9 protein-coding genes are annotated in these 9,358 nt (G+C 45.0%); 1 reads left to right on the forward strand and 8 read right to left on the reverse strand.

The features are described 5' to 3' along the window. On the forward strand, positions 1 to 307 hold a 307-nt coding region (locus tag Q0R35_RS17105; protein WP_295621209.1), incomplete at its 5' end, for a S1 RNA-binding domain-containing protein. Positions 308 to 943: 636 nt separating this feature from the next. Here Q0R35_RS17105 and hflX read toward each other — a convergent pair. The 8 genes from hflX to priA all read right to left on the reverse strand — a co-directional run. Beyond that, positions 944 to 2,629, reverse strand: coding sequence for a GTPase HflX (gene hflX, locus Q0R35_RS17110; protein WP_366944932.1), 1,686 nt, complete (start codon positions 2,627 to 2,629; stop codon positions 944 to 946). A gap of 319 nt (positions 2,630 to 2,948) precedes the next feature. Further along, the gene (locus tag Q0R35_RS17115) at positions 2,949 to 3,629 is read right to left on the reverse strand and encodes a uracil-DNA glycosylase (RefSeq protein WP_295621213.1); all 681 of its coding nucleotides are present in this window, start codon (positions 3,627 to 3,629) and stop codon (positions 2,949 to 2,951) included. A 274-nt stretch (positions 3,630 to 3,903) separates the two neighbouring features. Then, a complete protein-coding gene (gene nth, locus Q0R35_RS17120) occupies positions 3,904 to 4,554 on the reverse strand; it encodes an endonuclease III (protein WP_295621216.1) in 651 nt (216 codons plus the stop codon). Positions 4,555 to 4,685: 131 nt separating this feature from the next. After that, positions 4,686 to 5,300: an aminodeoxychorismate/anthranilate synthase component II gene (locus Q0R35_RS17125; protein ID WP_295621219.1), complete on the reverse strand. Its 615-nt coding sequence runs from the start codon at positions 5,298 to 5,300 to the stop codon at positions 4,686 to 4,688. A gap of 161 nt (positions 5,301 to 5,461) precedes the next feature. Next, entirely contained in the window at positions 5,462 to 5,899 is a 438-nt protein-coding gene (locus Q0R35_RS17130; protein WP_295621233.1) for a diacylglycerol kinase family protein, read from the reverse strand. A gap of 147 nt (positions 5,900 to 6,046) precedes the next feature. Beyond that, entirely contained in the window at positions 6,047 to 6,520 is a 474-nt protein-coding gene (gene ybeY / locus Q0R35_RS17135) for an rRNA maturation RNase YbeY (protein ID WP_295621221.1), read from the reverse strand. Positions 6,521 to 6,595: 75 nt separating this feature from the next. After that, positions 6,596 to 6,805: a DUF3285 domain-containing protein gene (locus Q0R35_RS17140; protein ID WP_295621224.1), complete on the reverse strand. Its 210-nt coding sequence runs from the start codon at positions 6,803 to 6,805 to the stop codon at positions 6,596 to 6,598. A gap of 214 nt (positions 6,806 to 7,019) precedes the next feature. Next, positions 7,020 to 9,358 (reverse strand): primosomal protein N' (gene priA, locus Q0R35_RS17145; RefSeq protein WP_295621227.1); only part of this gene is annotated, 2,339 nt, incomplete at its 5' end.

Consider the following 9,358-nt stretch of genomic DNA (forward strand, 5'->3'; position numbering starts at 1 on the left):
ATTAGTAACTGGTACGATCGTCGGACTAAAACAATTTGGTGCCTTTGTCGATTTTGATGGGAATACTGGTCTAATTTATATCAAACAAATTAGTGAAAGTCGGGTTGAAGACTGTGAAAAAGTCTTTACGATCGGACAAGAAATTAAGGCGATGATTATCGATTTAGATGAAGGTAATGGTAAAATTTCCCTCTCTACCAGAGTTCTTGAAAACCATGCTGGCGAGATGTTAGAAAAAATGTCGGAAGTAATGGAATCAGCCGAAGCCAGAAGCGAACGCGCAGCGAAGAAGTTATTCGGTGTTTAGGCTTTAGGTTTTAGGTTTTAGATTTTAGATGATTCCCACGAATAGCTATACTTCTGTCCGTGGGAATCACCTTAGGCTTAGTGGGAGTAGATGGCGAAATTTTCGTGATGAAAAAACCAACCGATCGACCGACCTGTTGGTAAAATAGCTGTGTTGGGAGGAGAAAACTCGTTCCTTAGACTCTGACAAAAACTAGTGCGATCTCGCTATTAATCTCCGATCCGGCTGTTAATGCTGAATTTTAAAGTTGCTTGTTATCTATTATTAAGAATTGTAACAAAGATCTTGTAAGAATGCAATAAGTCCCAGCATGAGAATGTTGGGAGGATTTAAGGGTGCAAGTTAAGTTAAAAACTGTAGCTATTATAAAAAGACCGAGATGGGTTTTAGGGAAAAGGCAAAGGAGTCGATCGTAAAAACTTGACGCTTACCGACTCCCGCACGATCGATTAAACCACCCTGTAGACTCTCCGGGAAACTAGATTAATTAAGTTCCTGTTAAGTACAGATGCCCATAGCTTAACCCGGATCCCGATTAGGATCTAGGTTAAAAGGTAACTAAAAAGTCATGATTCAATGTGTAAGGTTGATTTAGCCGAGATCGTTCTGGCTGTAAGCTATTTTGAAACAGCTAAGTTATGCTGGTACCGTATAAGCAATTAGCTGTCCGACTCGCTGGCGAAGAGTATCTAAACTCAGTCGTTCGGAGGCAGAGATAAACACCGCATTAGGAAATTCTTCCTCAGCTTGAGCCAATCGTTCGCTATCGACCCGATCGATCTTATTAAACACGATTAATGATGGCCCCGGTGCGATCGGCATCTCACTTAATATCCCCATCACCGAGCGAATATGACTATGCCAAGCTGGATGGGAAAGATCGATGAGGTGAATTAGCGCATCTGCTTCGGTAACTTCCTCTAAAGTGGCACGGAAAGCATCCATCAACGGTGGTGGTAACTCATGGATAAAACCCACCGTATCGGTGAGTAATATTTGCCGCAAGTCTCCATCATTACTGGCTGGTACCTGAAACCGCCGCGTCGTCGGGTCGAGGGTGGCAAATAACTGGTCGGCGATGTAAACTTCAGAATTAGTCAGGGTATTGAGCAGGGTAGATTTGCCCGCATTGGTATATCCGACTAAAGCAACAGATGGGACATCATGATGCTGACGTTGGAGCCGCAGCCGCGAACGATGCGCTTGAAGCTGGTTCACGTCCTGCTGGAGCCGCGAAATCCGCTTTTGAATCGTCCGGCGTTCGGTCTCTAATTTGGTCTCCCCAGGGCCTCTAGTGCCAATCCCACCACCTTGCCGAGACATGGCTTGACCCCGCCCGGTCAGACGCGGCATCATGTATTCTAGTTGGGCGAGTTCGACTTGCAATTTACCCGCTCCAGATTGAGCGCGTTGGGCAAAGATGTCTAAAATTACTTCAGTTCTATCGACTACCCGAATCCCGATTTGGGTTTCTAAATTTCGCCCCTGGCTGGGGGACAAATTGCAATCGAAGACGATCAGATTTGCCCCAATTTTTTGAGCGGCGAGGGCAATTTCTTGGATCTTGCCTTCCCCGACGACAGTTTGGGGATGGGGTTTCGATCGTTTTTGTTGGACGGTTTGGAGGACTTCCCCGCCAGCAGTTTGGACTAATTTAACGATCTCTTCCAATCCATCATTAAATCGCTGAGTAGTCACATAGTCAGTTTTAATACCCACTAATAATACTCGATCGGTTTCATCAGCGACATTTTGATTGGCAACATCCCGCGCGTATTCACTTTCGATCCCATCGACCAAATCGAGAAAATCTTGCTCACTAACGTCATCGAGGCTTAAAGGCGGCGAGATCGTCCAATTAATCTCTGGATGCGGTACTAAGTGCGCGAGATAGGTATCCTGAATATATCCCGTCGCACCCCCACCGCGCTTTTGAAAGCCGCTACCAGTAATATTCAAAATGACCAGCGCATCCAAACGCTGAATCGCCATCGCAGTCAGCGCACTCTCACTGGGAATGTCCGATTTAAGCTGAGTCGAAATACACCGAATCCCACTCAACCGCTCCGCACCATAGCGGGGTAATTCTAATGGTGGAATTTGAGTTTGACCGGGAGTACCTACACCCAAGCGGATAACTTGACCGCGCCGATTGATATACACACTAACTGGGTCGCGAATTTCCGCACTAATCGCCGCTAGCTTCTGAGCGAATTCTGGCGTAGTCAGTCGATCGCCTGGAAGTCTTTCATTATATAGCTTCCGCAGTTGTTTGATCTGATTGGATTTTAATCCCTGTAAGTTGCCGTAAATTGTCTCGATATGCTCTATTCCTAACGCATTATCTCTAGTGTAGTAGCTAGTGTAGAAGTTTGACAGTACTAACTTGTAAAACTTTGTGAGCGTTGTTAAAAAATAACTGCACAGTATGAAGATCGATGCTTTTCCCCAATCGTAATGGTCATGGTGCGTAGTAGACTAAATATATTACTTTACTGCTGAGTGTGTTACTCGATCGGGTATTTTGAGTATTGTATTAGTAGTAAACTAATTAAGCGATCGGCAGTAAGCCCGAATGTCAATGAAATCGATCGGATCTAGCTAGATCGGTTGAATGGATCTATGAAGAGATCGAACTCGACTAAAGATCGGGAAGTTGCCAATTAATTACTGGCTGTCCGAATGACTTTAAAGCTGTATTAATTGCCGAAAAAGGTTTGCTTCCAAAAAAACCATTTCGTGCCGAAAGTGGTGAAGGATGTGCCGATTGAATGACTAAATGTTTGGTGGTGTCGATTAATTTTAATTTCTTTTGGGCGTAAGCACCCCATAGCACAAAGATAACCGAATCTGTTTTCTCGCTCACCTGACTAATTACGGCATCTGTAAAAGTTTCCCAACCTTTATCTTTATGAGAATTCGGCGTATGCGATCGCACGGTTAGTACCGCATTTAACATCAGTATGCCTTGCTCTGCCCAGTTTACCAGATATCCATGCTTGGGAATATTAAATCCGATATCGGTATGGAGTTCTTTATAAATATTGACTAACGATGGTGGTGTTTTAATGCCGGGTTTGACTGAAAAACACAATCCATGTGCTTGGTTATCATCGTGATATGGATCTTGTCCGAGGATTAAAACCTTGACGTTTTCGTAAGGTGTTAATTCAAATGCTGAAAAGACATCCGCATCACTGGGGAAAATAGTTTGAGTTTGTCTCTCTGTGCTAATAAAATTCTGCAATTTTTGAAAATATGGCTGTTCAAATTCTGCTGAAAGTACCTGTTGCCACGAGTTAGAAATTGCTGGATTAGACATTGATGATTAATTTTGAGGTTGATAATCTTATTTCTTGAAGCAGTTAAACTAATCCCACCGCCTGTGGCACCTTCCCCTGATTAAGGCTACATACACATCTCTGGAGAAAAGCGAAATTGGTTTGAATCCCCCTAATCCCCCTTGGAAAGGGGGACTTTCAAAGCCCCCTTTCCAAGGGGGTTGGGGGATTTAGATCTAGAAACGAAGTCCAGCCGACGTAGGTTATTGAGGAATATCGATTTCAACTGACTATCTTTCAATAAATTTGTATGGGTTAAAGCTTCTGTTCGCAAACATCTATCAATACACACTGACTGCACTGGGGATTGCTAGCAGTACAGGTATAACGACCGTGCAGCACCATTGCTGGGCCAAAAAAGACCCATTCTGACTGTGGTACGAGTTTCATTAAATCTTGCTCGATTTTATCGGGATTTTTTTGCCCAGATAATCCCATCCGCTGACTGACACGAGCGACATGGGTATCGACAATTACGCCAGAAGGGATGCTAAAGGCGCAGTTAAGGACGACATTTGCTGTTTTGCGGGCGACTCCAGGCAATTCTACCAGTTGTGCCATTGTCTGCGGTACTTCGCCATCAAAGCGTTCGAGCAGCACCTGACAGACGTTTTGAACTGTTTGGGCTTTTTTACGGTAAAAGCCTGTTGGTTTTAAATCTTGCTCTAATTCCGACAGCTCGGCGGCAGCATAAGCGGCGGCGGTGGGGTATTTAGGAAATAAGCTTTTGGTGACTCGATTGACGCGCTCGTCGGTACATTGAGCGGCGAGGATGGTACCAATTAATAGCTGTAGCGGATTTTCCCAATCTAGTTCGTAGGTGGCATTGGGATGGGTTTGTTTGAGTTTATCGACGATAATCTCGATTCTCTCAGAGAGCGGTGCTGATAATTGGTGACTAGTCATAGAAATATCGATCGAGATCGAGTAACTTTTAGGTGTAATGCAAACATCACCACAAATATTATAGTACATTTGTTTGGCGTTCGACCTTAAAGTTAGTATACCCAAGCCGATCGAACGGCATTACAATGGGGTTATGAATCGAGCGATCTAGCTGGCGATTTAATCGATGTCAGAAAGTTGCGGAGTAACTGTTTGCCAGAATTAGTCAAAATACTCTCTGGGTGAAACTGTACGCCCTCGACGTGGGGATAGTCGCGATGTCGGACTCCCATAATGGTGCCATCTTCTACCCAGGCATTAATGTGTAGGCAATCTGGGCAGGTGTCTCGATCGATAACCAGGCTATGATAACGAGTAGCGGTAAATGGATTGTCTAGCCCTGCAAATACACCAGTACCGTCGTGGTGGATTTGGGAAGTTTTACCATGCATTAAAATCGGTGCGGCGACAACATTACCGCCAAATACTTGACCGATGCTTTGATGTCCCAGACAGACACCTAAAATCGGATACCGAGAGCCTAACTCGCTAATAATTGCCAGCGACACGCCAGCATCTTCTGGACGACCCGGCCCTGGCGAGATTAAAATGCCATCAGGCGCGAGAGTATCGATCTCGGCTAAGGTAATCCGATCGTTCCGATAGACGCGAATATCCTTAGCAATCGCTAACTCTTGTCCGAGTTCGCCCAAATATTGAACGAGATTGTAGGTGAAGCTGTCGTAATTATCAATAACTAAAATCATCGTTACACTATCTCAATCTTTTACAGTGTAACAGGATCGTCGATCGATTCAAAATTAAAAATCGCGATTTTCATTCCAGTAGGCAGCACCAACGAGTATAGATTTAACTCGCTACTTGTCTACTGAGCGGATGATGGTTTGGCTCTAGCGACCCTGTGCGCCTAATGAGCGAACAGTAGCAGTAATTTTGGCACCACCAAGCAAAAACCGACTAACACCGATGCTCCAGCCGAAATTAACACGGCACCAGCCGCACAATCTTTGGCGATTTTAGCGAGTTCGTGATAGGTTTGCCCGACAGTCAGATCGACAACCGATTCGATCGCGGTGTTTAATAGTTCTAGGGTCAAAACTAGACCGCTAGTGATACAGATAACTGCCATCTCAACACTACTTAAATGCAAAAGGGCACCGATGCTAATTGCCAAGGTGCCCATTACACAGTGAATCCGAAAATTTCGCTGGGTATTAAAGGCGTATGTCACGCCAGCAGCAGCATACTTGAAGCTCACACCAATGCTCGTTGCTACCCGCCAAGCCTTTACGCGCTGACTTCGATCTAACTGGTGCCCAGCGGAAGTAGACGATTTACTAGCCATATCTGATTGACCGATGTTAGGGTTGGCGGTTTTTTCTAGTTTAGTCTGCATAGACAGGTGACTCCTACGGAGAAAATAATGATTTATTAGTTAGATAGTTCACACTTATGGCTGACAGCGGATCGTCTTCGATACCAGAGTCACTATTTATATACCACTAGATGTCAAAAAAGTTTGTTGCTGTTCCAACATTAACGATAAACTTTCGTCATCGGGGTGATCCCATCCGAGTAAATGTAGTAATCCATGACTGGCAAGCCAAGCTAATTCCTTTCTTAGAGAATACCCATGTTCGGGGGCTTGAATTACAGCCGTATCGACAGAAATGATAATATCGCCCAAATATAAGACTAAATCGGCGTTATCATCGGCTATTTCAGGGAAATCGACCTCCATCGCGGCAAAAGAGAGGACATCGGTGGGTCGGTCGAGCTTGCGAAATTGCGAGTTCAGAGCTTGGATTTCGGCATCGGTAGTGAGCCTGAGACTCAACTCATAAGCATCTGCGGGTGGTAATTGCAAACCGGGGATCTCTAGCCAGGTTTGAAACCAGTTTACCCAGGTATTTTCTTCAATTACACTGGGCTGATAGAGATCTTGGACGATTAATTCTAAATTCATCGAGTCGATAGCAACTGGTTGAGGGTGACTGGAGGTGGAGTTTGAGGAGATTTAACCACAGATCCAATCGCTAGGTTATCTAGTTAAGTAGGCTAAACCAACAAAAAGTGTTAACAGCCCGATCGCACTGAGGGCAAAGTGTTGAAGCGATTTGCCGCCCTTTTTGACCATGTTCCGCATGGCATATTTAACAAATTTGGACTTGAGTTCTTCTGGTGTTGGGGGTGTCTCTACAGCAGGAGCTTCGATCGACACATTTAGGTTATCTATGGGTGTATCACTCATGGGGACAGTTGAGATATATTTTTAATTTAAATTTAACTAACTTCATCTTACAATATCACTTACTTGCAATTTGTAACAATTTTGCTGAAAGTATCACAAGATACACTGAAATTTTAATGATTGGGTATGAATTTGCTAGTAAATATCAGGCACCCGATTGCGTCAAGCCAGCTTGACGAAACAAGCATCTCGATTCTAACAGTCCGGAGGAGAATCAGAAGAAATTCTGCGGATCGACATCGATCGTCATTCTGACTAAATTAGAGCAGCTAGCTCTGAGTACGTCCCAATTTGGGAGCGTCGCCGTTCCATTTGGTAGATATTTAATCATAATTTGCCAGCGGTAGCGGTTATTCGCCCGCATTACGGTTGCGGGTGCTGGGCCTAAAACTTCGTAACGTCCGGCAATTGCCGCCTCATTTAGAGCCAAACCAATTTCTGTCACCGTTTTTTCGACTGCATGTTCGTCGAGGCTGCTAAATCTGAGTAAAATTAGCGCACCATAAGGGGGATAGTCGAGCATTCGCCGTTCTGGTAATTCCGCCGCAATAAACGCCGCATAATCGTGCTTGGTGACGGCGATTAACACCGGATGCTCTGGGTTGTAAGTCTGAATGATGGCTTTCCCCGGCTCATCGCCACGTCCGCATCTCCCGGCAACTTGAGCCAGAGTTTGAAACGTCCGTTCGGCAGCTCGATAATCGGACATGTGTAACAATCCATCAGCAGCCACCACTCCCACCAGGGTGACTTGTGGCAGGTCTAATCCTTTAACGAGCATTTGGGTACCGACGAGTAAATCTGCCTCACCACGGGCAAATGCGGTCAAGATCTGGCGATGTGCGCCTTTGGTACGGGTAGTGTCGCTATCGAACCGCAGGCAACGCAGTTGGGGAAAGTCGCGCGCTAATTCTTCGACGACTCTTTGGGTACCACTGCCAAAAAATTTGAAGTAGGGGGAGCTACATTCGGGACACTGGCGATGTTGCGGCTGATAATGGTTGCAATAGTGACAGCGCAGATGAGCATTTTCGACAGTACCGGGCTGGTGGTAAGCTAGCGAAACATCGCAATTGGGACACTCGCACACGTAGCCACAACTCCGACACGAGACGAAGGTGCTATGTCCCCGCCGATGGATGAATAAAATTCCCTGTTGGTTTTGCGATTGCATCTGGCGCAGTGCCTGTTGTAACGATCGACTGAAGATGCTACGGTTACCCTGCTGCAATTCTTGGCGCATATCGACAATTTCGACTGGCGGTAATGGACGCGCTTGCACGCGGGTAGGGAGGGGAAGGTAGTAGGAGGAGGGGGGTGTGGTTTCGGCTCCGCTCAACCACCGGGGGGGTGTGGACAAATATTCTTTCTGTTCCCCTGTCTCCATTGCATTTACCCACGTTTCTAGAGAGGGAGTAGCAGAGCCGAGAATTAGAGGACAAGATTCTAGCTGCGCGCGCCAGTTGGCGATATCTCTGGTTTGATATGTGGGTGCTGGTTGGTCTTGTTTGAAACTAGAATCGTGTTCTTCATCGAGGATAATTAATCCTAGATTGGGTAATGGTGCAAAAATTGCCGATCGAGTGCCGATGATAATAGGATTAGTTTGATTTAACATCTGTCTCCAGGTGTCATAGCGTTCGCCATCGCTGAGGGCACTATGATAAACGCCCACTTTATCCCCAAATCTCGATCGAAATCTGTCGGTTAATTGGGGGGTCAATCCAATTTCGGGGACTAATACCAGTACCGATTTGTGTTGTGCTATTATCTTTGCGATCGCCTGTAGATATACTTCGGTTTTCCCAGAACCCGTAACGCCATGTAGTAATACTTGGGCAAATCCTGATAGTTCGTTAATTACCGCCAATGCTGCTGTCTGATCTGTAGTTAGTAGTTTGGCTGGTTCTTGTTGAAAAATGCCTACTTCTCGATCCGATCGTAGTTTTTCTTGATTGACGATCGCAATATAACCTTTATCGGCAATACCTTTTAAAATTGCGGAACTTTTAGATTCAATTAGCTTCAATAAATCTGATTGCCACAATTCCCCCTGGTGTTGTTTTAAAATCTCGACGATCGATCTTTGGCGATCGTTTAAATCGTCGCCAAGTAACTCTGATGTTAAAACTACCGCTTTTTGGAGCTTAGGCTGTTGGGTTTTACCAGACTCTAAATAAGATACAACTAAGTTCTTATCGAGTAATTCTCGCAAACCTCTTTTAGCTGAAGGGATTTGCTTTTGAATGTGTTGCCAACTATAGTTCTTAGCTGGCTGCGAATTTAATAGCCTGAGAATTTGCTTGGCAATATCGCTCAAGAAAACATCTAAATTTGCATCCGTACCAATTGCCCTAATTCGACGATGCGATCGAGTCAATAGTCCGGGTGGTAAAGCAACCTTAATCACTTGAATTAATGACGTATGATAGTAGTCGGCAATCTGTTCTAACCACTGCCAATAATTAGCTTTAAATAACCCCGATGCCACCACATCATCGATATCTTTAATTTGAGACATCGAGATATTTTCTGGCAATCGATCGACAAATC

The sequence above is a fragment of the Chamaesiphon sp. GL140_3_metabinner_50 genome (assembly GCF_025361915.1).
Taxonomy (GTDB): Bacteria; Cyanobacteriota; Cyanobacteriia; order Cyanobacteriales; family Chamaesiphonaceae; genus Chamaesiphon.